Annotated in this window: 25 protein-coding genes, 1 other RNA gene and 1 pseudogene; 22 read left to right on the top strand and 5 right to left on the bottom strand. The window is 46.0% G+C overall.

Annotation, left to right across the window (positions count from 1 at the left end; translation table 11 throughout):
* The first annotated feature begins 28 nt into the window (after positions 1 to 28).
* From ACTTJF_RS02955 to rnpB, 7 genes and pseudogenes are all read left to right on the top strand, one after another.
* Entirely contained in the window at positions 29 to 508 is a 480-nt protein-coding gene (locus tag ACTTJF_RS02955) for a tRNA (cytidine(34)-2'-O)-methyltransferase (protein WP_442550699.1), read from the top strand.
* Positions 505 to 1,842: an endonuclease/exonuclease/phosphatase family protein gene (locus ACTTJF_RS02950; RefSeq protein WP_442550698.1), complete on the top strand. Its 1,338-nt coding sequence runs from the start codon at positions 505 to 507 to the stop codon at positions 1,840 to 1,842. The genes ACTTJF_RS02955 and ACTTJF_RS02950 overlap by 4 nt, the downstream gene beginning before the upstream one ends.
* A complete protein-coding gene (locus tag ACTTJF_RS02945; protein WP_442550697.1) occupies positions 1,829 to 1,957 on the top strand; it encodes a hypothetical protein in 129 nt (42 codons plus the stop codon). Before ACTTJF_RS02950 ends, ACTTJF_RS02945 begins: the two co-directional genes overlap by 14 nt.
* Positions 1,954 to 3,987: a glycine--tRNA ligase subunit beta gene (gene glyS / locus ACTTJF_RS02940; protein ID WP_442550696.1), complete on the top strand. Its 2,034-nt coding sequence runs from the start codon at positions 1,954 to 1,956 to the stop codon at positions 3,985 to 3,987. Before ACTTJF_RS02945 ends, glyS begins: the two co-directional genes overlap by 4 nt.
* A 37-nt stretch (positions 3,988 to 4,024) precedes the next feature.
* A pseudogene (locus ACTTJF_RS02935) lies at positions 4,025 to 4,282 on the top strand (hypothetical protein); the annotation flags it as partial.
* 226 nt (positions 4,283 to 4,508) lie between these two features.
* Entirely contained in the window at positions 4,509 to 5,411 is a 903-nt protein-coding gene (locus ACTTJF_RS02930; protein ID WP_442550695.1) for a hypothetical protein, read from the top strand.
* A gap of 166 nt (positions 5,412 to 5,577) precedes the next feature.
* An RNA gene (gene rnpB, locus ACTTJF_RS02925) (RNase P RNA component class A) lies at positions 5,578 to 5,903 on the top strand.
* Between the two features lie 225 nt (positions 5,904 to 6,128).
* On the opposite strand, the gene ACTTJF_RS02920 is transcribed toward rnpB, so the two are convergent.
* From ACTTJF_RS02920 to ACTTJF_RS02900, 5 genes are all read right to left on the bottom strand, one after another.
* Complete coding sequence (locus ACTTJF_RS02920; RefSeq protein WP_442550694.1) at positions 6,129 to 6,545, bottom strand: hypothetical protein; 417 nt, start codon at positions 6,543 to 6,545, stop codon at positions 6,129 to 6,131.
* 71 nt (positions 6,546 to 6,616) lie between these two features.
* Positions 6,617 to 6,835 carry a hypothetical protein gene (locus ACTTJF_RS02915; RefSeq protein ID WP_442550693.1) on the bottom strand — a complete coding sequence of 73 codons (219 nt, stop codon included), beginning with the start codon at positions 6,833 to 6,835 and terminating at the stop codon, positions 6,617 to 6,619.
* On the bottom strand, positions 6,822 to 7,214 hold the full coding sequence (fliS, locus tag ACTTJF_RS02910; protein WP_442550692.1) for a flagellar export chaperone FliS: 393 nt from the start codon (positions 7,212 to 7,214) through the stop codon (positions 6,822 to 6,824). Before fliS ends, ACTTJF_RS02915 begins: the two co-directional genes overlap by 14 nt.
* Before the next feature lie 11 nt (positions 7,215 to 7,225).
* The gene (gene fliD, locus ACTTJF_RS02905) at positions 7,226 to 8,959 is read right to left on the bottom strand and encodes a flagellar filament capping protein FliD (protein WP_442550691.1); all 1,734 of its coding nucleotides are present in this window, start codon (positions 8,957 to 8,959) and stop codon (positions 7,226 to 7,228) included.
* Positions 8,960 to 8,961: 2 nt separating this feature from the next.
* Positions 8,962 to 9,333, bottom strand: coding sequence for a FlaG family protein (locus ACTTJF_RS02900; RefSeq protein ID WP_442550690.1), 372 nt, complete (start codon positions 9,331 to 9,333; stop codon positions 8,962 to 8,964).
* Between the two features lie 148 nt (positions 9,334 to 9,481).
* Between ACTTJF_RS02900 and ACTTJF_RS02895 the strand changes: the two genes are divergently transcribed.
* The 15 genes from ACTTJF_RS02895 to ACTTJF_RS02825 all read left to right on the top strand — a co-directional run bounded on the left by ACTTJF_RS02895 (position 9,482) and on the right by ACTTJF_RS02825 (position 23,942).
* Positions 9,482 to 9,868, top strand: coding sequence for a hypothetical protein (locus tag ACTTJF_RS02895; protein WP_442550689.1), 387 nt, complete (start codon positions 9,482 to 9,484; stop codon positions 9,866 to 9,868).
* On the top strand, positions 9,865 to 10,431 hold the full coding sequence (gene rsmD / locus ACTTJF_RS02890) for a 16S rRNA (guanine(966)-N(2))-methyltransferase RsmD (protein WP_442550688.1): 567 nt from the start codon (positions 9,865 to 9,867) through the stop codon (positions 10,429 to 10,431). Before ACTTJF_RS02895 ends, rsmD begins: the two co-directional genes overlap by 4 nt.
* Positions 10,432 to 10,497: 66 nt before the next feature.
* Entirely contained in the window at positions 10,498 to 11,559 is a 1,062-nt protein-coding gene (locus ACTTJF_RS02885) for a flagellar basal body P-ring protein FlgI (protein ID WP_299027876.1), read from the top strand.
* Positions 11,559 to 11,870 carry a rod-binding protein gene (locus tag ACTTJF_RS02880; protein WP_442550687.1) on the top strand — a complete coding sequence of 104 codons (312 nt, stop codon included), beginning with the start codon at positions 11,559 to 11,561 and terminating at the stop codon, positions 11,868 to 11,870. The genes ACTTJF_RS02885 and ACTTJF_RS02880 overlap by 1 nt, the downstream gene beginning before the upstream one ends.
* A gap of 53 nt (positions 11,871 to 11,923) precedes the next feature.
* A complete protein-coding gene (locus tag ACTTJF_RS02875; protein ID WP_442550686.1) occupies positions 11,924 to 12,127 on the top strand; it encodes a flagellar biosynthesis anti-sigma factor FlgM in 204 nt (67 codons plus the stop codon).
* A gap of 35 nt (positions 12,128 to 12,162) precedes the next feature.
* A complete protein-coding gene (gene flgN, locus ACTTJF_RS02870) occupies positions 12,163 to 12,594 on the top strand; it encodes a flagellar export chaperone FlgN (protein WP_442550685.1) in 432 nt (143 codons plus the stop codon).
* Between the two features lie 3 nt (positions 12,595 to 12,597).
* A complete protein-coding gene (flgK, locus tag ACTTJF_RS02865) occupies positions 12,598 to 14,451 on the top strand; it encodes a flagellar hook-associated protein FlgK (protein WP_442550684.1) in 1,854 nt (617 codons plus the stop codon).
* A gap of 54 nt (positions 14,452 to 14,505) precedes the next feature.
* Positions 14,506 to 15,267, top strand: a complete 762-nt coding sequence (locus ACTTJF_RS02860) for a TIGR02757 family protein (RefSeq protein ID WP_442550683.1) — start codon at positions 14,506 to 14,508, stop codon at positions 15,265 to 15,267.
* A gap of 135 nt (positions 15,268 to 15,402) precedes the next feature.
* Positions 15,403 to 15,951 carry a superoxide dismutase family protein gene (locus tag ACTTJF_RS02855; RefSeq protein WP_442550682.1) on the top strand — a complete coding sequence of 183 codons (549 nt, stop codon included), beginning with the start codon at positions 15,403 to 15,405 and terminating at the stop codon, positions 15,949 to 15,951.
* A gap of 437 nt (positions 15,952 to 16,388) precedes the next feature.
* Complete coding sequence (locus ACTTJF_RS02850; RefSeq protein ID WP_442550681.1) at positions 16,389 to 17,156, top strand: TSUP family transporter; 768 nt, start codon at positions 16,389 to 16,391, stop codon at positions 17,154 to 17,156.
* A 147-nt stretch (positions 17,157 to 17,303) separates the two neighbouring features.
* Positions 17,304 to 18,011 carry a F0F1 ATP synthase subunit A gene (locus ACTTJF_RS02845; RefSeq protein WP_442550680.1) on the top strand — a complete coding sequence of 236 codons (708 nt, stop codon included), beginning with the start codon at positions 17,304 to 17,306 and terminating at the stop codon, positions 18,009 to 18,011.
* Positions 18,012 to 18,137: 126 nt separating this feature from the next.
* Positions 18,138 to 19,559: an Asp-tRNA(Asn)/Glu-tRNA(Gln) amidotransferase subunit GatB gene (gatB, locus tag ACTTJF_RS02840; protein ID WP_442550679.1), complete on the top strand. Its 1,422-nt coding sequence runs from the start codon at positions 18,138 to 18,140 to the stop codon at positions 19,557 to 19,559.
* 218 nt (positions 19,560 to 19,777) lie between these two features.
* Positions 19,778 to 20,668, top strand: a complete 891-nt coding sequence (locus ACTTJF_RS02835) for an NAD(P)H-dependent glycerol-3-phosphate dehydrogenase (RefSeq protein WP_442550678.1) — start codon at positions 19,778 to 19,780, stop codon at positions 20,666 to 20,668.
* Positions 20,669 to 21,122: 454 nt separating this feature from the next.
* Positions 21,123 to 22,208, top strand: a complete 1,086-nt coding sequence (locus ACTTJF_RS02830) for a glycoside hydrolase family 3 N-terminal domain-containing protein (protein ID WP_442550677.1) — start codon at positions 21,123 to 21,125, stop codon at positions 22,206 to 22,208.
* Positions 22,209 to 22,622: 414 nt separating this feature from the next.
* The gene (locus tag ACTTJF_RS02825; protein WP_442550676.1) at positions 22,623 to 23,942 is read left to right on the top strand and encodes an amidohydrolase; all 1,320 of its coding nucleotides are present in this window, start codon (positions 22,623 to 22,625) and stop codon (positions 23,940 to 23,942) included.
* The last annotated feature ends 406 nt before the right edge of the window (positions 23,943 to 24,348 follow it).

Raw genomic sequence — 24,348 nt, 5'->3', positions numbered from 1 at the left:
TAAAGCGCAGGCTAAGGCGGCTTTTTAAATGTTCAACATCGTCCTCGTTCATCCTCAAATTCCCCAAAATACGGGCTCGATTGGCCGCATGTGCGTAAATGCAAACCTTAAGCTGCATATAATCAAACCGACCGTTTTTGACATCAGCGAAAAGGCTGTTAGGCGCGCAGGGCTTGATTACTGGGCGCGATTAAATCCGGTGATTTGGGAGAGTTTGGATGAGTTTTTACGCGCAAACGCCGCTTACGAGGATAGATTTTTTTACGCGACGACGAAGGCGCATAAATTTTATTTTGAAGCGGAGTTTAAAAAGGGCGATTTTCTGTTTTTCGGCGGCGAAAGCACGGGCCTGCCTATGGAGCTAATGGAGCGAAATTTCGCAAACGCGATCAAAATCCCGATGGGCGAGCAGGGCAGGAGCTTAAATTTAGCCACGAGCGCGGGCATCATCGCGTATGAGGCTATCAGGCAAAATTTCGCCCAGTCAGGCCTTGGTAGCGCGCTATGAAATTTACTGCAAATAGGCTCTTTACGCTCTTTTTTTCGGCCCTGTTTTTCGCTGTTTTTGCGGCGGGTGCCGAGCTAAAGATCGCTACTTTTAACGCGCAAAATTTATTTGACGCCAAAAACGACGGTAGCGAGTATAAGGATTTCGTCGTCGGCAAATCGGAGTGGAACGAGAAAAAAGCGAGCGCTAAATTTAAAGCCGTAAGCGCAAAGATAAAAGAGCTAAACGCCGATATCATCGCGCTTCAAGAGATAGAAAACGAAGCGATTTTAAAAGAGCTGATGAAGGATACGGGCTATAAATATTTTGCCTTTTCAAAGGGCAAAAACGGCCCCGTAGGCCTAGCCGTCATCTCTCGCGTAAAGCCTGAAAAAACGCAGATTTTTAGCGTGCCAAACGTAAAAACAAGGGACATTTTGAAGCTTGATTTTGAGGTTAATGGGCAAAAATTTAGCCTTTTAAATTTACATTTTCCGGCTAGGAAAAATCCGTTAAAGCAGAGAAAAACGGCTTTTGTCACGCTAAAATCAGCATTAGCGGATACCGAAAGAGTCGTGGTTTTGGGCGATTTTAATACGCCTTACGGAGATAAGGAGCTGCTGGGCGATCTTGAGATTAGTAAAAATTTAGCCAATCTCTGGGCGTTTTTGCCAAAGCACGAGTGCTACTCGCATACGAGTCTAAACGCGCTTGATCATGTCCTGCTCTCAAAGGACGCGCTTAGTCAAAACTATGTCTTAAATAGCTTTAAGGTTGAGCAGAGCGGGGCGCAAATTTCGGATCATTTCGCGTTGGTTTTTAGGCTAAATTTTGATAAAAACGCTAAAAATACGCTGCAAAATATCGCCAAGGCGCGGGTCGGCGAGCTATCAAAAAAGTCAAATTTGCCCGTTTTGCTAAAACGCGCTACGGTCGTGCAAAAGGATAAAAAGGGTTTTACGCTGGCGCAAGATAAGCGCGGTATCTACGTCTACGAGCCAAAAAACGACGCAAAGCCCGGCCAGGTAATGGACGTAGCGGTAAACCGCCTAGACGAGTTTAAGGGAAATCTTGAGATCAGCTCGCATTACGCTGTGAAAATTTATGATGAAACGCAAGACCCGCATGAGCAGATGCTGGAAGCCAAAAACCTAAAACAAGCGCGCGCGGGCGACGTATTTGGTCGTATCGGCGGCGAAGTGCGAAACGGCAGACTCTACACGCCATACGGAGATATTAAAATTTACGGCGCAAAGGGCAAACCGCGCAACGAAAAAGAGGCGATTTTCACCTCCGTTCGCGTCGTGAGCTACAAAAACGAACCTCAAATTTGGATAGAAAATGAAGACAATTGATGCGGTGATGCTGGGCGCATTCGTGCTTTTCGTGATATTTTTGATGCGCGGATTCGTCACGCAGACGCTTGAGAGAAGCAAAAGAAGACAAAATTTAAAAAAGGATAAAAAATGAGCGAAACAAAAGAACTGATCGTGGAGATCGGCGTCGAGGAGCTGCCGGCGATCCCGTTTTTAAAAGAGTGCGGCAACGTCGTGGCGAAATGGCGCGAGACGCTAGCGCAAAACGGCCTAGATAGCGAGTGCGAGTTTTACTACACGCCGCGCAGGATCGCGTTTTATCACCCGAAATTTGCGGTGCGTCAGGAGGACGGATTTAGCGAGTTTATCGGCGCGCCGAGGCAAGTCGCGCAAAAAGACGGCGCATGGACGCCTGCCGCGCTAAGCTTTGCTAAAAAATGCGGTATCGCAGAGTCCGAGCTAAAATTTGAAACAGTCGGCGGCAAAGAGGTGCTCTACTACAAAAAGCCCGTTGCGGGTAAGCCAAGCTCGGAGCTTCTGGGGGACATGATCGAGAAGTTTTTGCTGAGTTTAAATTTCGGCAAATCAATGCGCTGGGGCGAGGGTAAATTTGAGTTTATCCGCCCGGTACGCTCGTTTTTGTGCCTGCTTGGAGACGAGGTTGTTAAATTTAACAAATTTGACGTGGAAAGCGGCGACAGTATTTTCATGCACAGAAGCGTGGGCTATGATAAATTTGCCGTTAAAAACGCAAAAGATTATTTTGCCGCGATGGCTAAAATCGGCGTAATTCTCGACCAAAACGCGCGCCGAGAGAAAATTTTGAGCGAATTTAAACAAATCGAAGCTAAAAACGGCGTAACGGTCGAGGTGGACGAGGCGCTGCTAGACGAAGTCGTAGCGATCACCGAGCATCCGACCGCGCTGCTGGGCGGCTTTGAGCGGGAGTTTTTGGAGGTGCCTAGCGAGGTCATCATCACTTCGATGAAGGAAAATCAGAGGTATTTTCCCGTTTTTGAGGGCGGCAAGCTCGCTAATCGCTTCGTAGTCGTCAGCAACGCTATCTCGCCCGAGCCCTCACTCATCGTAAAAGGTAACGAAAAAGTACTTCTCGCAAGGCTTAGCGACGCGATGTTTTTCTGGCGCAGCGACCTAGCGCATGAGTTTGGCCCAGAAAAGCTAAAAAACATCACCTATCTAAAGGAGCTTGGCAGTACATTTGATAAAAGCGTGCGCGAGCTAGGCGTCGCAAAACGACTGGCTAAAATCTGCGCCGATCGGCTAAAAGAGTGCGCGGGAGAGGGCTACGAGGCACTGCTGGAGCGCGCCGTGATGCTGAGTAAGGCCGATCTAACCACGCAGATGGTGTATGAGTTTACCGAGCTTCAAGGCGTTATGGGCGGCTACTACGCGGCGGCTAAGGGCGAAAACGAAAACGTCGTAACCGCCATCAAGGAGCAGTATCTGCCAAGCGGCGAGGCCAGCGCGCTACCTAGCACTATCTTTAGCTCCGTCGTCGCGCTCGCGATCAAGCTCGAGACGCTAATCGGGCTTTTTAGCGCTGGCAAAATCCCAAGCGGCAACAAGGACCCGTATGCGCTGCGCCGCGCGGCTAACGGCGTCATCAAGATCATCCAAAACGAAAATCTAAACTTTGATATCGCGGCGTTTTTGCGCGAAACGGCGGAGGGTTACGCTAAATTTGACGTCGAGGCGCTGATAAATTTCATTTTCGATAGACTTTATACGTTCTTTGACGTAAATCCGTCCGTCGTAAAGGCCTGCCTAGCTAGCAAAAAAGGCGACGTGCTCGCGCAGTGCGAGGCGATCGAAGCTCTAGGCGCGATTTGCGCGGCGGATGACTTTAGGCAAAATTTCAGCACGTTTAAGCGTCTGGCAAACATCATCAAGGATGAAAATTTCGGCGCGGTAGATGAGGCGAAATTTGAAAACCAGAGCGAGAGAAAGCTAAACGACGCCTTTAAGGCCGCGGTAAAAGCAGGCGGCTCATACAGCGAACGCCTAAAAAATCTTTTCGGTCTAAAAGCCGCGATAGACGAGTTTTTCGACAACGTAATGATAAACGCCGAGGACGAGCTCGTGCGTAAAAACCGCCTTGCGCTCGTGGGGCAAATTTACGCGGAATTCCTCAAAATCGCCGATATAAAAGAGATAAGCCTATAAACGCTAGAAGCGGTGATGCCGCTTCTAAACTCGGCATATGCTCCGGCTTGGTATCGGAGCTAGCGGCCTTGGATACTTTTTATGGAATAAAGGCGCATGCGAGGTAGATAGCGGCACTCTAGCTATCATGAATAACGCTCTCATACCTGCGGCCATCATCGTAAATTTAGTCTTTTGGCACAAAGATGCGGATATACTAAGACTCTGCCTAGCTGGTGCTATGATCTATATCTCGCTACTTATACACAACAAAATCATCGCGCACTACGAGCGAGCAAGCGTAACGGCAAAATAGCCTAAATTTGAAGCCAAATTTAGCTAAAATTTAAAACTAGTGGCGAGACCATATTTGACTGCAGTAGGTATTTTTAAATTTGCTCTTAAAAAGGATTAAATATGCACGGCGCCGCAGCACTTCTAATCGTAAGTTTTTTTGTTGCTTTAATCGCCCCCAAAGGCAAACGAAAACTACTTTGGCTTTTTGTTTGGTTTTTGGTTTTTTTGCAGACGGGTTTATAGCCTTGGCTATTTTTCATTACTACGGAAATTTATACGGAAAGATCAATGTCTACGAAAACCCAACTAGCAGAGGATATTATGCAGGAGAAAGAGAAATAGTCGAATGGAATAGAAGCGCTTTTCCTTTGATAGATCCAACCAATTGGCTAAATTTCCCTGCAAATACGACCGATGCGAATTTCATATCTTTGATAAACGGCTACGTAAATTTTATAGACTACAAAGAAAAAAGTAAAAATCCCGCCACGAACGGTAAATATTTTAGAATTTATCTGGATGACTATACTGCAAAAGAGTGCTTTTTATCAGCCAAGTTAAGCACAAGAGGCTTTTTAAAGAGTATCCCGATAACGTATGAAGAATTAAATATATTTTTTAATCAACTGCAATCAAATCATGAAAGCGAGGATAAAATAATCAGAGAGATAAGATCGTTACTTGATGATAGAAATGCCTCGACGATAGATATAAAACCGTCTAAAATATTAAGCTACATAAAATACAATATAAAAGATCTCAAGCAAATTTACAAAGACAAATGCGTAGCTCGCAAAGAAATCAATGAAGATGAGATAGCTGGTATAGAGTTGGTATTGGAAAAAGAAAATAGGATGACGGACTGGCGCATAGAGCCGGCACCAAATATCAAAACCTTTCTTGACGACCTAATCGGTCTAAGTTTTAACTACGGCGGAATCATAAAAGATAGACAAACAGGCAGGATACTAGCCGATAATATATACGAAAACGTAAGATACCAAGGAGCGTTAGGCGAAAGCTTTATAAAGGCTTTTGGAAGCGAGTCGAGAGGATACGGGATATCTTGCGATAGCGGCAGGGAAAAGTATTTAGACGTATGTAATCAAAAAATGATAGTTGAGTTCTTTAAAAAGGATAGAAAATAACGCTAAAACCTATGCGGAGTTTTTTTGGTATAAAATTTGACGCAAAAGCTGCAGAAATTTAAAGGCGCCAGTTTTTTGCAAAGCGGCTAAATTTATGAAAATCACGCTAAACGTGGCAAATGCTCCAAAAGCTATCCTTAAACCCGAAAAAGCTATAATTGCGCCCAAGGTATGGCAAGTGATTGCTTTTGCGTAGGCAAAAGAGGAAAGTCCGAGCTGCAATAAGACGGAGTTCCATCTAACGGATGGCTGGGGCGACCCAAGGGACAGTGTAACAGAAAGCAGACTGCCGCTTCGGCGGTAAAGGTGAAACGGCGGGGTAAGAGCCCACCAGCGCGGCGTGCAAGCGCGGCGGCTATATAAACCCAACTCGCAGCAAGAAGGGATGGTTTTGAGTCTTATGTCAAACCCTTCGCTAGAGCCAAATTGTAAAATTTGGAGTAGATAAATAATCACTCACGACAGAACTCGGCTTATCGCCATGCCTTTTTACTACTTTTATTTCATCAAATTTTAAAATTTACGTGTTTTTACTGCGGCAAAACGCTATCTTGACAGCGCATTTTGCGAGATTTTGGCAAATTTAAGCTGAGGTTTTGTGGGCGATCGAGTGGCGAAGTAAAATTTGATCAAATTTGACGAGGCGGAGTCGGCTTTAAAATTGATGGCTGCGGGCAGGGTTTGAATTTGAAACGGCGTAAAGCATGGTTTTGGAGCCTAAATATCCCAAATTTCTAAAATTTGCGGACACGTAGCGCTAACGGCTAGCTTAAATTTAGTTTTTTGTTCGTAGTTTGGCTCGTTTATGGTTTCAAATTTTCCAAACAGCTCGGCGATCTTAAGCCAGTCTGCCATATCCAGATCAAATTTAACCAAATTTGACGCGCAGAGATATCCGGCGTCGTGATCATAAAAAGCGACCTTGCCGTCATTTAGGCGGACAAGCCAAAGATCGCCTACGCCCGTATCTGCAAAGATATAAAACTCTCGCAGTATCTCGCTCTCGCCCTCAAAGACAAATTTCGCTTCATCGTTAAATTTGGCTAACTCGCGCTCCTTTAGCACTCTAAAGTCGCCCGCTATCTCTGCGCCGAACTTGCTTTTTAAAGCGTCATTTACGTCGTTTTTCGTCATATTTTGCCTTTGCGGGATAAAATTTAGAGGAGAATTTGAGATAAAAGCGCCGTAAATGCGGTCAAATTTGCTTACGACGCCATGTATTTTTTTACGTTTTTTAGTTTTTCTAGCTCTTTACCGAGCTCGTTTTTGTTTTTTTGTATCAAATTTATCGCTGCGCCCAGGAGCTCCTGAGCTTGCAGGGCATCCTCTAGGCTGTCAAATTTACTAGGCGTCTCGTCCGCTAGCGCCGCGATAGCCTCCGCGTCATCGTTAGCGACGGCGATTTTTAGCTCATCCAGCCACATCGGCCCGCCCCGCGTTCGTCGTCTCTTTCCACGCTTCAAGCAGCTGCTTGGTTACGCTCACGACCTCGTTTAGACTCTGCTCGTCGTTGTTTATATTTGCCATCGACAGTAGCTGGATCTGCCTCGTATAAAGGCCGCTTAGATAGTGCGCGACGTTGCCTTGGTTGTAGTCTAGCGAGTTTAGAAGCTCGATAAAGATGGCGTTCGTGCGGTTTATAAAATATACTTTTTTCTCCACGTCGTTATCTTGCATCGCTTTTCTAGCTCTAAAAATAAATCTCAAAACGCCCTCGTAAAGCATCTCGATGAGCTTAGTAGGCGACTCGATACCGCCTACCGCGTTTTGCGAATACGCCGCGTGTGCAGTGTTGTATTGCATAAATTTACCTTTTACTTCTTATTATATTCGGCTTCGATCATCGATTTTAGCGACGAAAATTCGTTGTTTAGCTTGCTGATGATCTTATCGTACGCCAAAAATCGCTCTTCCATCGTGGCGTATTTTGCGTCCAGCGACTTTTGCGTTTTTTCTTTTTCCGAGTCCAGCGACTTTTTCTCGTCTACTAGGCTTTGGCCGTATTTGGTTAAAGAGCCGTCTTTTGAGTTGATTAGCCCGTCTACCGCCTTTTTGGTTGACGAAAATATCCCGTTTACGGTCGTGTTTTTCGGCGTTACCGTCGATTCGCTAAAGCCCACCGCATTTAGCGCCGCGGTAGAGCCTTTTATATCTATGGCGGTACCGTTTGTCGTTTTTAGCATTATGCCGTCTTCGTTTGCGGTTAGCGTCGCTTGTACGCCGGGTATCCCGGCGTCGTTTATAGCTTTTAGTAGCGCCAGCGCATTTTCTTTTGCCGAATTTGACGCAGGCGTAGCGGCTAAATTTATCTTTTTGCCGTTTATCACGAGATCGTCGCCGCCGATAGTGAGCGCTCCGCTATCTATGGGTTTTGAGCTAAGGACTTGAGCCGTGCCGTAGGTGGTGCCGCCGGCAAATATCTTTTGGACGCTTTGCAAATCCTCATCTAGTTTTTTGCCGAGCTTTGAGCTATCTAGCTCTAGCAAACCTTCTTTGTTTAGACTTAGGCCGTAGTCGGCTAAATTTGCCGTCTTAGTCACGTTGTTCTTGGTGTAGGTCTGATTGCCGAACAAAATTTTGTTTAGCGTCGATTTTATCGTATTTATCTCGCTTATGCCTTGAAAAGTGCCCGATTTTTTCGTATCCGAATCGTAATCGGTAGCGACTTTTAGGTTGTTTACGAGGTTATTGTACGCCGTTACCATGCTTTGCATGCTCTCTTTTATCGCGCTCGTGTCCTCTTTGACGCTAAAAGTCGTCTTGCCCGTATCTTTTAGCTTTATCGTCATTCCTAAATTTAGATCTTTTACCTCGTTGCCGCTTCGTTTTATCGTGATACCGTTGTAGACAAACTCGGCGTCTTGCGCGGTCGAGATTTTATTATTTGCGATATTTGCGCTATCCCAGCCGAGTTTACCCAAAACGTCGTCCGCGCCGCTTAGGGCGTTGCCGTCGTCATCGACGTTTGTTAGCTCGACCTTGTTTTCTGCGCCCGTTTCTTTTGATTGCAATATAAGCTGATACGGATCTTCGCCTCCCACTTTCATCGCTTTTGCGGAAACGGCGCCGTTTGTGACCTCGTTGATCTTATCGGCTAGCTCTTTTAGCGTGGTTGAGCTTTTAACCTCGATCTTATAGGTTTGCCCTCCGACTTTTACGCCAAAGGTTCCGTTTTTGCCGATAAACGAACTTGAGGTGGCAAATTTGGTGCTTTGATAAACGTCTTTTTTGGCTAGTTGTTTAACGTCTATCTCGATATCTTGTACCGCGACGCCCGAGCTTACGCTTATATCTGCGCTTTTGCCGTCCGAGCTAGTCGTTCTTTTTTGATACGAGCTATCGTCTGCTAGGGTCGAAACCGAGGAGCGAAAAGTGCCTATCAGCGTTTTTAGAGCCGTTAAATCTTTTTGCTTTGTCGCGTTTGCCGTGATCTTAGTACTTACGGGTTTTATTTGAGCCGATTCATCGGCGGCTTTTAGCTTATCTATAACGTCTTGCGTCAAAACCTGGCTACCAAAGCCAAGCGAAGAAACTTTACCTAGCGCCATTTTTAGCTCTCCTTGTCAAATAAAACTCCGACCGCCTCTCTAAAATATTCGCTTAGTTTCATGGCTTGTTCGGTCGGGATTTTGCGGATTACGTGGCCGGTTTTCATCTCCATCACGTTTACGTACATGGCCTCTATCTTGTCGTTGTAGCCAAAGCGTATGCTAGTGCCTAGATCTTCCATTTGTTTATTTAGTTTTTCGGTGGCTTCTTTTACTTTTTCATTTAGCGTTTCGTTATTTTGCTCGGTTAAATTTTGGGTTGCGTCTTGCTGGATCTGCGTCCTTTCGACCTCTCTAGTTTGCGTAGAGCTTTGTGCGTGCGAGCTTGTAGCTACGTTTGCCATCGGTTGGCTCGCTACTTTGAAAATTTCCATATTTTCTCCTTTGAATATTTGCTAGCTTCTATATCGTCAAATTTGCAAATTTTTTTAGCCCCGTTCGGGAAATTTTTTTGCTTAATTTAAATTTTCGCATAAATTTGTTAAAATCCAGCCTAAATCAAGGCGAGAAAAAGGAGAATTTGTGAAAATTTCGTTTGAATGCGACTGTATTTTGCTGGGGGAGTCTCTAAGGCTATTTTTGAGAGATTTTATCTCGCCTAGAAAAGATTGCGATTTTATCGTGGCAGACAAAAAGATAGAGGCCAAAAAGCCCGTTTTCGTGATCGCCGAGCACTCGCCTCATCTAAAAATCCCTTTTAGCAAAGAAGCCCTTGTCTCCGCGCTTGAGGAGTTTTACTCGGCGATTCAGTTTTCAGAACCTATCGCGCCTTCTCGCACGACCTCGCCCGCATTTGTTATAAAAGAAGAAGCCGCACCGCAAAACGGTTCAAATTTGGAGCTTGAGGTTTCAAATTTGATAGATAAATTTAAAGAAGAGCTACTTGCGATTTTAAGGAAAGCTCGTTGAAAAATCTCTACGCTACGATTTCAAGCGGCAAATTTAAAGGTAAAAAGCTGCTTTTGCCTTCGCTTCAAACTACGCGAAGTACCAAAAGCATCGTCAAAGGCTCGTTTTTTGATTCGTTTCGCTACGAGCTAGCGGGTAAGGTTTTTATCGAGGCTTTCGGCGGTAGCGCGCTGATGGCTGCAGAAGCGCTAAGTAACGGCGCGACAAAGGCCTACGCGGTAGAAATCGACAAAAACGCCTATAAAATCGCGCTACAAAACGCTAAACTTATCGGCGATGAGTTAGAAGTCATAAACGGCGATACTTTTGACGCTACTCCCGCCATCGTCACGAGGCAAAATTTGCCAGTTATTTTGTATCTTGATCCGCCTTTTGATATCAGGGACGGCTTTGCGGACGTTTATGAAAAATGCGTAAATTTGGCGCGAAATTTGCCAAAAGACAAAATTTATCTGATCGCTTTCGAGCACGCCAGCCACTTAAATTTGCCTGAAAACATCGGCTCGTTCACGCTTTTAAAATCTAAAAAATTCGGAAACACCTCGCTTAGCTACTATTCTTAAATTCTTGCGTCAAATTTGGAATACTAATTGCTTTTAGTCCTTGAAAATACAAATTTAAGGACGAAAATGAAACTAGCGGCATGCTTGCTGAGCCTTGCTATATCGGCTTTTGCAGCGCAGATAAAGGACATCGCAAACGTCGTTGGCGTGAGGGAAAATCAGCTGATCGGATACGGTCTGGTCGTTGGTCTAAATGGCTCTGGCGACGGCAGTAGCTCGGAGTTTACGATCCAGTCTCTTTCAAATATGCTTCAAAGCGTGAACGTAAAAATCAAGCCAGACGACATCAAATCAAAAAATACCGCCGCGGTAATGGTTATCGCAAAGCTGCCGCCGTTTGCTAGGCAAGGCGATAAGCTCGACGTCGTGATCTCATCTATCGGCGATGCAAAGAGCCTTCAGGGCGGAACGCTTTTGATGACTCCGCTTAAGGGCGTGGACGGCGACATTTACGCTCTAGCGCAGGGCTCGCTAACCATAGGCGGCAAGACGGCATCTCGCGGCGGAGGAAGCAAAGGCGGCAACCACGTAACCGCAGGCACGATCCCAAGCGGCGCTATCGTGGAGCGTGAGATCGCATACGATATCTATAACCAAGAAGCGATATTTTTAAGCTTAAAAGAGTCGAATTTCGACACCGCTTCAAGCATCCAAAGAGCGGTAAATTTAAATGTAGGCGGCGATAGCGCGGTAGCCGTCGACTCGCGAACGATCAGGATCGCTAAGCCAAACGGGGCAAACATGGTCGACTTCGTAGCTAGGGTGTTAAATTTGGACGTGGATTATAAAGCGCTAGATAAAATCGTAATCGACGAGCGCACGGGCACGATAGTAAGCGGTATAAATATCACAGTTGATCCCGTTGTCATCACGCACGGCGATATCACGATAAAGATAGAGCCTAGCTCATACGACGATATGGCGGCAAATCAGCAAACAATCGATCTGCAAGACGGCGCAGCGGTTGATCCGCTAACTAATATGCTAAAAATCAGCGGCGAAAAAACAACCGTAGCTAGCGTCGCAAGGGCGCTAAGCAAGATGGGCGCGACGCCTAGCGATATCATCGCGATAATGGAAAATCTAAAACGCGTAGGCGCTATACACGTAAATTTGGAGATAATATAATGCTAAACGTAGATACTTCCGCGGCTTTAAGCTCGTATAATAAATTTGCCACTAGTTCAATCGAAAACAGGCGCGCAGACAAGCCTCAGAGCGAGCAAGACGCGCTTTTAAAAGAGCAAACCGACGCTTTTGAGGCTTTTTTGGTTAAAAGCGTGCTGGATATCGCGCTAAAAGACGAAAATCCGCTATTTGGCAAAGACGCCGGAGACGAGATATATCACTCGATGTATAACGATACTATGAGCAGGGCTTTGAGCGGAAATTTGGGCTTTAGCGAACTTTTATTCAATTATTTGAAAGAAAGGGCTTAAGAAATTTCAAAATTTGCCGATTTAGTTTCTAGCAAATCTAAAAAGGCTTGAAAATGATAGGAACTTTAGGAGCTAAACTGGGCATGAGCCCTCAGCAAATCACTCGCTCAAACGACGTAAAAAAGAGCGAAAACATGAAAAAAACACAAGGCAAAGAAGAAAGCAAGGTCGCAAAGATAGCCGAGCAGATCGCAAACGGAACATATAAACTAGATATGTCCAAGACTGCAAAAGCCGTTGCCGATACGCTTTTATAAGATTTTTTGTCCTTGCGTAAAAAGAAAGGACAAAAATGTTTAAAAGATATTTGGATGAGGCGATGGGCGTACTAGATGAGCTCATCGCTCAAACTACGGAAGATATAGAAAAAATAAAACTAGCCGACCACAGCAAGGTCGATGATAGCGTCAGACGCAAAAATGAGCTGGTTAAAAAATTCGAATCTATAAAATCGCTGCTAGATAAAGAGCTTTTAAGGGTCTCAAAGGAAAACGGCGGGGCAAATTTAAGCTCTATCTTAGATGATGAGGTAAAGTCATCTCTCGCGCTTATGCGCTCAAAGCTTGAAGAGCTCTACTCAAAAAACAAAGAATACGCAAAATACGTCGTCGGAGTGAAAGAATTTTTCGATAGCTTGCTAAAAAATATGTTTAAAGGCGAGCAAGACGGCGGCTACGATAAAAACGGTCTAAGACCGGAGAGTTTATTTAAAACGAGGGTTTAAAAAATGGCTAATATATTTTCGTCTTTGCACATCGGCGTGAGCGGCCTAGATGCCGCGCAAACGCAGATCACTACGACCGGACACAACATCACAAACGCCGACAGCGAGCACTATACTAGACAGCGCGTCGTGCAGTCTGCTAGAGAGCCTTTTCACGATATCCCGGGCGATATCGGCAGAGGTACGCAGGTCGATACGGTCGTGCGCGTGCATGACGAATTTACATTCGCTAGGCTTCGCACTTCAAATATAAATTTAGAATCGACCGAATACAAAAAGCAAATTTTAGAGGAGATTTCGCAGCGCTTCCCCGACCTACAAAGCGTTGGCATAGGCAGAGATCTGCAAAATTATTTCAACGCATGGAACAACCTTGCCTCAAACCCGACCGAGGGCTCGCAAAAGATAAATTTGCTAAATAACGCTAGCACGCTCTCAACCAGCATCAACAAAGCTAGCGACATGCTAACTAAGATACAAAAAGACGTGGACTCGCAGATAGAGGTTACCGTAAATGAAATAAATAAATACGCTAAGCAAATCGCGCAGATAAACAAAGAGATCGTGCGCGTCGAGTCCGTGGGCAACACTAGAGCCAACGATCTGCGCGACAAACGCGATCAGCTCGAGCTTGCTATGTCAAAGCTTGCTGGCATAAGCGTGTTTAAGGGCGAACTGCAAGGCACTAACGTCGATCCTACAGTAACCGACATAGGCACTAAGCATCAGATAAATATCTCGGGATTTAATATAGTTGACGGCGTGACCTATCACCCGCTAAAGATAGATAAAATGAACGGCAAGAGCGAATTTAAGGGCGTTTATTTTGAAAGAGAGGACGGCAAAAAGGTCGATCTAAACGGACGTATCCAGGGCGGTAAACTGGGCTCGGCATTGGATCTGCGCGGACGCAGGATGGATGATAGCGGAGAGTTTCAGGACGGAACGATACAAAAATACATCGACAATCTAAATACCTTTGCCAAAGGCATCATAAACGAGACGAACAATATCTACGCAAGATCGGCTGTAGAAAACGCCGTAACCGACGAGATAAAAGACCTAAGCAACTCTAGAACGCTCATGAATTTTAATAACGACATCAAGCACGGTAGCTTTGACGTCGTGGTTTATAACAACCAAGGCCAAGAGGTCGCTCGCAAAACGATCAACATAAACGCCTCCACCTCGATAAACGACAATACTCGCGGTAACTCTATCGTGCGCGACTTTAACTCAGACACCGACGACAATGGCGATAACAATTCGCTAAACGACGTGGACGATTATTTTCAGGCAAGCTATCAGTACGACGCGGCGACGGGCAGGGGAACGTTTGGCGTCATACCGAAAAGAAACGCCGGCGAATACAGCGTTGCTTTCATCGATAAAGGCACGAATTTCCCGGGTATCATCGGGCTAAATAGGGTATTTGAGGGCGACAAAGCCAAAAACATGAGCGTAAAAAGCGAGCTGATGGAAAATCCGCACAAGCTAAAAGCCTACTCAAATCCGACTCCGGGCAACAACGAAGTCGCAAACGATATGGTGCAGCTGCAATACAATAAAATCGTGTTTTACTCCAACAAACACGCGGATAAACAGGAGAGCATCGAGGGCTACTACCGCTACATCACGTCCGATCTAGCTAGCGAGACGCAGGCAAACAACGACCTAAACGACGCAAACGCAGCCATTCACAAGGTCGCGATGTCAGAGCATCAGTCAGTTAGCGGCGTAAATTTAAACGAGGAGCTAACAAATCTCATACGCTTTCAAAGCAGCTACGGCGCAGCGGCCAAAATCATCACGACCGTAGAAAAGATGCTCGATACCTTGCTAACCGTCAAACAATAAATTTAAATTTCTTTTAGCCTTTTTGGTTTAAAATCTCAGCCAAAAAGGCTAAAAATGGACTTAAAAACTCTCCTGGATCAAAACGTAATCTCTAAAAATACCCATGCGGACTTGTTTGCCGCCGCCGATCCGCTACAAGTCGCTAGCAAATTTAAAACGCCCGAGATCTCGCTTGTCTGCGCGCTTTTTGCTTACGGCAACGCAAAACTAATCGTAAATTTCCTAAATTCGCTCGACTTCTCGCTGCTGGATAAAAGCGAGGAGCAAATCATTTCAAATTTGACGCGGCACAAATACCGCTTTCAAAGCTGCGAGGACGTGCGGCAGATTTTTATCACCTTTTCGCGCCTAAAAAAGCACGGCGACATCGAGAGTGCGGTGAGAGCGGGCTTTGAAAAAAATGGCTCTATGATAGACGGTATAAACGAGCTCATTAAATTTATCTATTCGCTAAACCCTTACCGTTCGGAGGGATATGAGTTTTTTTTCGGTAAGCCTTACGAAAAAGCGCCGCAAAGCCCGTATAAACGCTACAATATGTTTTTGCGCTGGATGGTGCGAGATAGCGACATCGACCTTGGGCTATTTAAAAGCCTGCCAAAAAGCAAGCTCCTCATGCCTCTTGACGTGCATACGCACCGAGTTTCGCTAAATTTGGGCTTAATCTCTCGCAAAAGCTATGATTTTAAGGCTGTGTGCGAGCTAACGGACAAGCTTTGCGTATTTGACCCCGACGATCCGATCAAATACGACTTCGCACTCTACCGCATCGGCCAAAGCGGCGAACTAGCGCAAATTTTAAGCGAGATAAGGTAAATTTGACGGGTTTGCCTTGCGCTAAACGGAGACAAATTTAAGTCCTCGCGGCGCTTTAAATTTAAGAAAATTTAAAGCCTAAATTAATCAAATTTAGGCTATAGTTACCTTGCAATTACATTTTAAGGAGAAAAAATGAAAAAAATCGTTTTAGCTAGCGCGGCTCTAGGCTGCCTACTCGCTACTAGCGCTCTTGCGCATGAGGAAAAAGTCTTTGATCCAAAGGCAGGCAAGCACCTAGTCGTCACTATGGAGCAACTAAGCGAAAAAGGCAACACCGTCGTTGGCGAGGTAGTAGCGATTGAGACTAACTACGGCGTGGCGTTATTCCCGAATCTTAAAGGCCTTGAGGGCGGCGCGCACGGATTTCACGTGCATCAAAATGCCGACTGCGGCGCAAATGAGAAGGGCCTAGGTATGAAAGCGGGCGGTCACTGGGATCCAAGCGACACTAAAAAACACTCGTTTGCATGGGACGACAACGGCCACAAGGGCGATTTGCCTGCGCTTTTCGTCGATGCCGAGGGTAACGCGGTTTATCCAGTCCTAGCTCCGAAAATCAAAACATTGGGCGAGCTAAAAGGCCACTCGCTAATGATCCACGTCGGCGGCGATAACCACAGCGACCATCCAAAGCCTCTTGGCGGCGGCGGCGCTAGAATGGTTTGCGGCGTTATAAAATAATCCCGCATTCGCCGATTTGCCGCTCTCGGCGGTCGGCGAACTTCTTTTTCATACTCGGTCAAATTTAACGCGGCTTTAAATCTAGCGTCTTGTATATTTTTAAACCCGCATCTCGAAAATGCAAAATCTCAATCAATTTTCTAAAATATCCAAATTTTGTCCGCGCGGTTTTGCAAACTAAATTTTAAAAACTATATCAAATTTGCCGCCGTTAAATAGAACTCAAATTTGCACAATTTGTCTAAAATTTCAAAAAATTGCCGAGCGCGCCCGCAAAATTTACAAAATGCACCGCAACCTAAACCGCTAAATTTAACCCCGTTCGGCAAAATTTACTCGCCGCTTTATTAAATTTTAACCGCAGTAAAACAAAAAGCCGAATTTTATAAATTTTTTAAATTTTTCGTAGTATGATTTTGCTTTTTGAAGGGGCGAAAATGGACTTTGACTTCGGCGTTACGGCGTATTTGATATTTTTCGCGGCGGCCTTTGCGGCGGGTTTTGTAGATGCGATCGCGGGCGGGGGCGGACTGATTGCCCTACCGACGATCATGGCGATGGGCGTGCCGCCTCACGTGGCGCTAGCTACGAACAAGCTTCAAGGCACTTTCGGTAGCTTCACCGCGGCGCTAAATTTTGCCCGAAAAGGGATGATAAATTTTCGCGAAGTGTTTATCGGCATCGTTTTTACCTTTATCGGCGCATGCGTCGGCACGGTGCTTATACTGTTTTTGAGCGCCGAGTTTTTGCGCGTTATTATCCCGTTTTGTTTGATAGCGATTTTCATCTATACGCTTTTGATGCCAAAGGTCGGCGACGAGGATAGAGTCGCCCGTATGAACACGCGAGCCTTTTACGTGATATTCGGGCTTATTTTAGGCTTTTACGACGGGTTTTTCGGGCCTGGAGCGGGCAGTTTTTGGACGTTTGCGATGGTTGCGCTCATCGGGCTAAATATGAAAAAAGCCGTCGCGCATACGAAAATCCTAAATTTTACCAGCAACATCGTCTCTCTTGCCGTCTTTATCGCGGGCGGACATATGCTTTGGGCGGTCGGATTTTTGATGGGCGCGGGACAGGTTTTAGGCGCGTATTTCGGTTCGAATATGGTTATGAAAAAGGACGTTAAATTTGTTAGAGTCGTGTTTTTAGCCGTCGTGGGCGCGACGATACTAAAGCTCGTTTACGATAGATTTTTCGCGTGAGCGGTAGTTTTAAAAAACGGCAACAAAATTTGAGCAAAATTTTGCAAAAAAGCTAAAATTCGGGCGAAATTTGAGGTAAGCTTAAAAAACTTTTAACGTTTATTTGGATAAAATTGCCGTTAAATTTCATAAATCTAAGGTTAATCCATGCAAGAAAATTTGTTTTTGTTTACAGGTTGGATCGCTTCTTTGTTTACCGACAACGAGCACGTTATCCACGCGGTAAATTACGCGGGACATCTCATTTTGGTCGCGGTTATCGTGCTCATCGTGGCAAAATTTGCAACTAAAAATTTGCAACTCGTGCCTCGCGGAACGCAAAATATCCTCGAAGCGTATTTAGAAGGCGTCGTATCCATGGGCAAGGATGTGCTAGGCAACGAAACATTATCTAGAAAATATCTGCCGCTAGTCGCCACCATCGGTTTGATCGTATTCGTAAGTAACATAATAGGCATAATACCTGGATTTGAGGCTCCGACTTCGAGCTTAAATTTGACCCTTACTTTAGCGCTCGTGGTTTTTGTGTTTTATCACTACGAAGGCATCAGAGTAAACGGCGTAGTTAAGTATTTTGCGCACTTTATGGGGCCTAATAAATGGCTAGCTCCGATAATGTTTATCGTCGAGATTGTTTCGCATCTGTCTCGCGTCGTATCGCTTTCTTTCCGACTTTTCGGTAACATCAAGGGCGATGATTTGTTCCTTTTGGTCGTGCTTGCTCTTGCGTCTTACGCTGCGCTTCCGGCGTTTGTTTTGCTTACGTTTATGGCGTGCTTGCAGACATTTATCTTTATGATTCTTACTTACGTGTATCTTGCCGGCGCGATCTTGATCAGCCACGACGAGCACTAAAATTTAAATTTACGCGTCCGCTAGCTAAAATACGCTAAAAATCGGCGGGCGCAACCCCTTCTTTTTATCTAACTTAAATAAAAATCCTGCTAAAATAAGCCCTAAATTTTAAATAAAAGGCAAATTATGTTTGAAGTCGTTATCGGGCTTGAGGTTCACACTCAGCTTAATACAAAAACTAAAATTTTCTGCTCTTGCTCCACGAGCTTCGGCGATGAGGCAAATACGCACGTTTGTCCGACCTGCCTGGCGTTACCCGGAGCTTTGCCGGTACTAAACAAAGAGGCCGTAAGAAAGGCGATAAGCTTCGGTGCGGCGGTAAATGCAACTATAAATAAGCGCTCGGTTTTTAACCGCAAAAACTACTTTTATCCAGATCTTCCAAAAGCCTATCAAATTTCGCAGTTTGAGATACCGATAGTAGAAAAAGGCGAGCTTTTTATCGACGTAAACGGCGAGAAAAAGCGCATCGGTATCACTCGCGCACACCTTGAAGAGGACGCGGGTAAAAACATCCACGAGAGCGGACAGAGCCTAGTCGATCTAAACCGCGCCGGCACGCCGCTGCTTGAGATCGTGAGCGAGCCTGATCTGCGCAGCTCCGACGAGGCGGTCGCGTATCTAAAAAAACTGCACTCGATTTTGCGATTTTTAAACATCAGCGACGCCAATATGCAAGAGGGAAGCTTTCGCTGCGACGCTAACGTCAGCATCCGCCCAAAAGGCGACAGCAAGCTCTACACGCGCGTCGAGATTAAAAATTTAAACTCGTTTAGATTTATCCAAAAAGCGATCGACTACGAGGTCGAGCGTCAAAGCGCGGCGTGGGAAGACGGCAAATACGATGAGGAAGTTTATCAAGAAACGCGCCTTTTTGATACTGTAAATTTAGTCACGCGCTCTATGCGAGGCAAGGAAGATAGCGCCGAGTATAGATATTTCCCCGATCCCGACCTGCTACCAGTCGAGATCCCCGAGGAGATGTACAACGAAGCGATCAAGATCCCCGAGCTTGCCGAGCAAAAGGTCGCTAGATACGAGCGCGAGCTTGGCGTCAAAGAAGATGACGCGCTGATTTTAACGAGCAGCGTGGAGACGGCGAAGTATTTCGAGGAGCTTGTAGAGGCTAAAATATCGCCGAAACTTGCCGTAACATGGCTCATCGTCGAGCTTTTGGGTCGTCTAAAAAACGGCGCTACGATCGAGACTTCGCCCGTAAATTCGGCTAAGATGATAGAGCTTTTGCGCCGCATCGAAGACGGCACGATAAGCGCCAAGGCGGCAAAAGAGGTACTTGACTATCTTATGGAAAATGACGAGAGTGTAGACGTCGTCATCGAAAAATTGGGATTAAAGCAGGTCAGCGACGACTCGGCCATCATAGCGATAATAGATCAAATTTTAAGCGCGAACGTCGACAAGGTCGCCGAGTATAAAAGCGGCAAGGACAAGCTTTTCGGATTTTTCGTCGGGCAAACGATGAAAGAGGGTAAGGGCGCGTTTAACCCTGCAAAAGTAAATGAGCTTTTAAAAGAAAAACTAGGATAAATTTGACTTGCGTCGCCATTTAGCGTTATTTGGCGACGCGGGTTTTTGGGTCAAATTTGGCCCAAAAAGTAAATTTACGGCGCCAAATTTCTTATTTTATGGAGACGAGCGGCACGGTCAAATTTAAGCTGTTTAATTTTCGCAAAAGCAAGGCTTGAGCTTGCAGGCAGGCCGGTCAAATTAGCTAAAATAAACGTAAATCACAAAAAAGAGAAAAAATGAAAATAGCCATCATCGGAGCGGGGAAGTGGGGCAGCGCGCTTTTTCATGCGCTTTCGCAAAAAAACGACTGCGTCATCAGCTCGCGTAGGCAGCTTGAAGGCACGCATTTCGTAGGCCTAGAGGAGGCGCTAAAGCGCGATCTGCTCGTCGTTGCCATACCTTCTCAGTCCGTTAGCGGTTGGCTAAAAGAGCATTTTAAAAACTTCGGGCAGAAAATTTTAGTCGCCTCAAAGGGCATCGAAACCTCCAGCCTTCGCTTTTTAGACGAGATTTACGAACAACACGTAGACGCGTCAAATTTGGCCTTTTTATCGGGTCCGAGCTTTGCTAAGGAGATACAAAATGACCTTCCGTGCGCGCTCGTGATAAATTCCAAAAACGAAGCTCTTGCGCGCGAGATTTCAGGACTTTTCCCACAAAATATCAAAGCCTACGCTAGCAGCGACGTTATCGGTGCCGAGATCGCGGGTGCGTATAAAAATGTCATCGCTATCGCGGGCGGTATCTGCGACGGGCTCGGGCTTGGCAACAGCGCTCGCGCTAGCCTCATCTCGCGCGGACTTGTCGAGATGGCGAGATTTGGCGAGTATTTCGGCGCGCAGCAGCAGACCTTTTTGGGGCTTAGCGGGGCGGGCGATCTCTTTCTCACGGCTTCATCGGTACTCTCGCGCAATTACCGCGTGGGCTTGGGACTTGCTAAAAACGAGAGTCTTAATAAAATCCTAAACGATCTAGGCGAAGTCGCAGAGGGCGTGGATACCTCCTACGCGATAGAAAAGATTGCCGCCGGCAAGGGCATCTATACGCCGATAGTAAACGAGGTCGCGGCGATGCTGCGCGGCAAAGACGTGCAAAAAAGCCTGAGAGATCTACTAAGTAAAAAATAAAATTTGGCTAAAACACGCATTTTGCGGCGGAGGTAAATTTGGTTTGTAGGACTGCTATTTGCCTGCTTCGTGGCTAAATTTAAATTTTAAAAACCGCAAATCCTGAACGAATTTTATTCGCAAATTTAAAAAAAGTTAAATTTGACACGATGTTTACCTGCTCTGTTTATGTCGTTTTTAGCTGTTAAAGCAAAATCAAAACAACAATATTCATACCACCCAAACATAAATATCAATCAAGTAAGAGTATCGCCAAAGTCTCCAAGATCAAATTTGTGTTAAAAATTTTTCCTTAACAGTTGTTTGGTCATTTTTAAGCACTTTTTTGCTTGTAACAAATTTATAGATTTCAAATTTTATCGCTTTGCCGCACCAGCCCGTCCAAACAGTGTCAAGAGTCCTTAAATTTATCCAAAATAGTGTAAAATCCGCAAAAACAAAAAAAAGGAAAGATATGAAAAAATTTATCGCCGCGCTTTTTTCGGCGCTATTTTTAGCGGGTTTGCCGACTGCGCTAAACGCTGCCGATACGCAAGCGCAAGAAAAACCGACGCTTCGCAAAATGATAGCCCAAATGATAATGGTCAGCTTCAACGGCTCTGATCCCAAAACCGCCAAAGAAGCTGTCTCGGAGGCCAAATATCAGCGTTTTGGAGGCGTGATGCTGCTTGGTAAAAATATCTCGGACAAAAAGAACCTCAAGGCGCTAACAAGCGCGTTTAAAGAGGCGCAAAAAGGCATTTTTATCGCTATCGACGAGGAGGGCGGGCAGATCACGAGATTTAAGGACAAGAGCGGATTTGAAACCTTTATCTCGGCGCAAAAAGTGGCAAAAACGCTCGATCTAGCCGCTGCGGGCGAGCTTTACGCTAAGATGGCGCAACAGCTAAAAGACGTCGGCGTAAACGTAAATTTCGCTCCCGTGGCCGACGTGCTAAATCCAAAATCCACCATCATCGGCTCGCGCGGCAGGGCGTTTAGTGCCGATATAGACGAGGTTTCGCTGTATGCGAGCGAGTTTATGAAGGCCTCGCAAGCTCGCGGCGTGATAGCTGCGATGAAGCACTTCCCCGGACACGGCAACGTCGAGGCCGACAGCCACACGGCCAAGGTCGTGATAGAAAATTTCGACTACGGCGAGCTTAAGCCGTATTTTGACGCGATTCGCAAAAACGAAGCTAAAATGATAATGGTCGGCCACATCTACCTCATGCAGCGCGACTCCGAGCTACCGGCCTCGCTCTCGCCGGCGATCATCGACGGCTTGCTACGCGGCGAGCTAAAATTTGACGGCGTAGTCATCAGCGACGACATGCTCATGGGCGGACTAAAGGACTTTACGCTGCAAGAAAAAGTGATAAACTTTATCAACGCAGGCGGTGACGTGATGCTCTTTAGTGACTACAAGATAGATGGGCGTAGGACTGCGGAGCTCGTCACGCAGCTAGTCGTGGACGCGGTGGGCGCCAAACAGATACCAAAAGAGCGTATTGAGGAATCCTATGAACGGATAATGAAGCTAAAAAATAACATAAAATAAGCTGTTTAAGGGGTAAATTTGAGCTTTTGCGCGGAGTTTGTTTGCGGCTAGTCGGTCTGCGCGACAACTGAAGTTAAATTTGCCTCTTTGTCTCGTTTTTTAAATTTGAGTTCAAAATTGGTGCGAATTTTAAATTTGACCTCAAATTTAACGCCCTAAATTTGTCTTTAAAACCACTCCCCAAAATATAAATTTACCTCGCATTACCCGCACCGCTTTGGCGCCAATCGCGGTTTAAAAAACGACCAAAGCATCCACTGGCAAAAAATCAAATTTACGACAAACAGGTCGGCTCGCGAAAAATCAGCATTAAATTTATCATTATTGGGCTCAAATTTAAGCTTTTAAAATTAATCTTGGTGTATAATCTAGCCTTAAGAAAAATAATAAAATTTTAATTTTAAGGAGCGACAAATGGACAAGGTAGCAGCAAAAGTCGAAGCCCTAAAAGACGAAATGGTGAAAAATAGGCGGTTTTTTCACTCGCATCCCGAGACCGGATTTTTCACGTTTTTTACGACGGCAAAGATCGCTAGCGAGCTAAAAAAGCTAGGCTACAGCCTAAAAATGGGACGCGAGATAATGAAGCCGGAAGCCAGAGCAGGGCTAGGTAGCGAAAAAGATAAAGAGAAGTATCTAGAACGCGCAAAAAGCCTGCTAAGCGCCGATGAGCGCGAGTTTTTGCCCGTGATGGAGGATGGGCTAACGGGCGTGGTGGCCGAGCTTGATACGGGTAGACCGGGTAAGACGCTTGCGTTTAGATTCGACATCGACGGAGTGGACGTGACCGAGAGTAAGGATGAGGCGCATAGACCGTTTAAAGAGGGCTTTAGAGCCGATATAGACGGCATCACGCACGCCTGTGGGCATGACGGGCACATCACGATAGGCCTAGCGATGGCTAAACTCATCGCGCAAAATTTGGATGACTTTAAGGGCAAATTTAGATTTATATTTCAAACAGCCGAGGAGGGCACCAGAGGCGCCGTGCCGATGGAGCAAGCAGGCGTGCTAGAGGGCGTGGACTACCTACTGGGTGGCCATATCGGCTTTCAGGCGAAAACTAGCGGCGGCATCATCTGCGGTACGAACAAGCTTCTTGCTACGTCGAAATTTGACGTAAATTTCACGGGTAGATCGGCTCACGCGGCGGGCGCTCCGCAAGAAGGCGCAAACGCTCTGCTAGCCGCAGCTCAGGCGGCTCTAGCCATGCACGGTATCACGCGCCATGCTGACGGCGTCACGCGCATAAACGTAGGCGTTTTGAGGGCGGGCGAGGGGCGAAACGTCATCGCGCCAAACGGCTACATCGCCTGCGAAACGCGCGGTGAAACGACCGAGCTAAATGAGTTTATGTTTAAAAAATGCATGGATATCGTAGCGGGCGTCGCGCAGATGTACGGCGTGCAGTACGACGTGAAGCTAACCGGCGGCACGAGCGGAGGCGATAGTAGCGAAGAGATCACCGATATCTACGAGCGCGCCGCGCGCCAGTCGCCTTTTATCAAGGACGAGCTCATCGTGCGGGATCTAAATTTCGGCGCTTGCGAGGACTTCGCGCACTTTATGCACGCCGTGCAAAAAGCAGGCGGCAAGAGCGGCTATCTGATGATCGGTACCAAGCTCGCCGCAGGGCATCACAACGGCGCGTTTGACTTTGACGAGAGCGCGCTACTATCGGGTACGGACGTGTTTTTACGCTCGGCGTACGCGATAAACGGCAAGGACGCGTGAGGCTAATTTTGAGTCAAATTTGACGAATTTGCGTCGCTTGCGGCGGGCTTTATCGGTTTTTATTCATCGATTGAGCCGGCCGGCGGCGTAGATTTGTCTGTTTCGGATTTTAAATTTTGATAAATTCGGCGGTTAAATTTGCTCGGCAGTCGGTCGTAAATTTGGCGGGTTGAATAGAGTCGTCGAAACTGTGCGGCGACAAGGCAAAAATTTAAGCAAAATATGCACAAAATCAGTTAAATTTGACTTTGCCAGATTTGGATTTATTTTTGCGTATAGTCAAGTGCGGAGTGTGATTTCACTCAAATTTGCCGATACCAAAACCGCAAATTTTAAAAACGCGGAAAAATAATTTAAAAAACGTTATAGCCTATTTTGTGATATAGTCATCTATAAAATTTTACAG

Source organism: Campylobacter sp., assembly GCF_052170435.1.
GTDB lineage: Bacteria > Campylobacterota > Campylobacteria > Campylobacterales > Campylobacteraceae > Campylobacter_A.
The sequence above is the reverse complement of the archived record's forward strand: the minus strand, read 5'-3'. Positions and strand labels throughout refer to the sequence as shown.

What these genes read in the sequence shown, in the direction of transcription:
- ACTTJF_RS02885 (WP_299027876.1), top strand. Translation starts at nt 10,498, where the DNA reads ATGAAACTAGCGGCATGCTTGCTGAGCCTTGCTATATCGGCTTTTGCA.
- ACTTJF_RS02830 (WP_442550677.1), top strand. Translation starts at nt 21,123, where the DNA reads ATGAAAAAATTTATCGCCGCGCTTTTTTCGGCGCTATTTTTAGCGGGT.
- ACTTJF_RS02860 (WP_442550683.1), top strand. Translation starts at nt 14,506, where the DNA reads ATGGACTTAAAAACTCTCCTGGATCAAAACGTAATCTCTAAAAATACC.
- fliS (WP_442550692.1), bottom strand. Translation starts at nt 7,214, where the DNA reads ATGCAATACAACACTGCACACGCGGCGTATTCGCAAAACGCGGTAGGC.
- fliD (WP_442550691.1), bottom strand. Translation starts at nt 8,959, where the DNA reads ATGGCGCTAGGTAAAGTTTCTTCGCTTGGCTTTGGTAGCCAGGTTTTG.
- ACTTJF_RS02825 (WP_442550676.1), top strand. Translation starts at nt 22,623, where the DNA reads ATGGACAAGGTAGCAGCAAAAGTCGAAGCCCTAAAAGACGAAATGGTG.
- glyS (WP_442550696.1), top strand. Translation starts at nt 1,954, where the DNA reads ATGAGCGAAACAAAAGAACTGATCGTGGAGATCGGCGTCGAGGAGCTG.
- ACTTJF_RS02850 (WP_442550681.1), top strand. Translation starts at nt 16,389, where the DNA reads ATGGACTTTGACTTCGGCGTTACGGCGTATTTGATATTTTTCGCGGCG.
- ACTTJF_RS02915 (WP_442550693.1), bottom strand. Translation starts at nt 6,835, where the DNA reads ATGTGGCTGGATGAGCTAAAAATCGCCGTCGCTAACGATGACGCGGAG.
- ACTTJF_RS02950 (WP_442550698.1), top strand. Translation starts at nt 505, where the DNA reads ATGAAATTTACTGCAAATAGGCTCTTTACGCTCTTTTTTTCGGCCCTG.
- ACTTJF_RS02945 (WP_442550697.1), top strand. Translation starts at nt 1,829, where the DNA reads ATGAAGACAATTGATGCGGTGATGCTGGGCGCATTCGTGCTTTTCGTG.
- ACTTJF_RS02835 (WP_442550678.1), top strand. Translation starts at nt 19,778, where the DNA reads ATGAAAATAGCCATCATCGGAGCGGGGAAGTGGGGCAGCGCGCTTTTT.
- flgK (WP_442550684.1), top strand. Translation starts at nt 12,598, where the DNA reads ATGGCTAATATATTTTCGTCTTTGCACATCGGCGTGAGCGGCCTAGAT.
- ACTTJF_RS02900 (WP_442550690.1), bottom strand. Translation starts at nt 9,333, where the DNA reads ATGGAAATTTTCAAAGTAGCGAGCCAACCGATGGCAAACGTAGCTACA.
- flgN (WP_442550685.1), top strand. Translation starts at nt 12,163, where the DNA reads ATGTTTAAAAGATATTTGGATGAGGCGATGGGCGTACTAGATGAGCTC.
- ACTTJF_RS02880 (WP_442550687.1), top strand. Translation starts at nt 11,559, where the DNA reads ATGCTAAACGTAGATACTTCCGCGGCTTTAAGCTCGTATAATAAATTT.
- gatB (WP_442550679.1), top strand. Translation starts at nt 18,138, where the DNA reads ATGTTTGAAGTCGTTATCGGGCTTGAGGTTCACACTCAGCTTAATACA.
- ACTTJF_RS02955 (WP_442550699.1), top strand. Translation starts at nt 29, where the DNA reads ATGTTCAACATCGTCCTCGTTCATCCTCAAATTCCCCAAAATACGGGC.
- ACTTJF_RS02855 (WP_442550682.1), top strand. Translation starts at nt 15,403, where the DNA reads ATGAAAAAAATCGTTTTAGCTAGCGCGGCTCTAGGCTGCCTACTCGCT.
- ACTTJF_RS02875 (WP_442550686.1), top strand. Translation starts at nt 11,924, where the DNA reads ATGATAGGAACTTTAGGAGCTAAACTGGGCATGAGCCCTCAGCAAATC.
- ACTTJF_RS02845 (WP_442550680.1), top strand. Translation starts at nt 17,304, where the DNA reads ATGCAAGAAAATTTGTTTTTGTTTACAGGTTGGATCGCTTCTTTGTTT.
- ACTTJF_RS02920 (WP_442550694.1), bottom strand. Translation starts at nt 6,545, where the DNA reads ATGACGAAAAACGACGTAAATGACGCTTTAAAAAGCAAGTTCGGCGCA.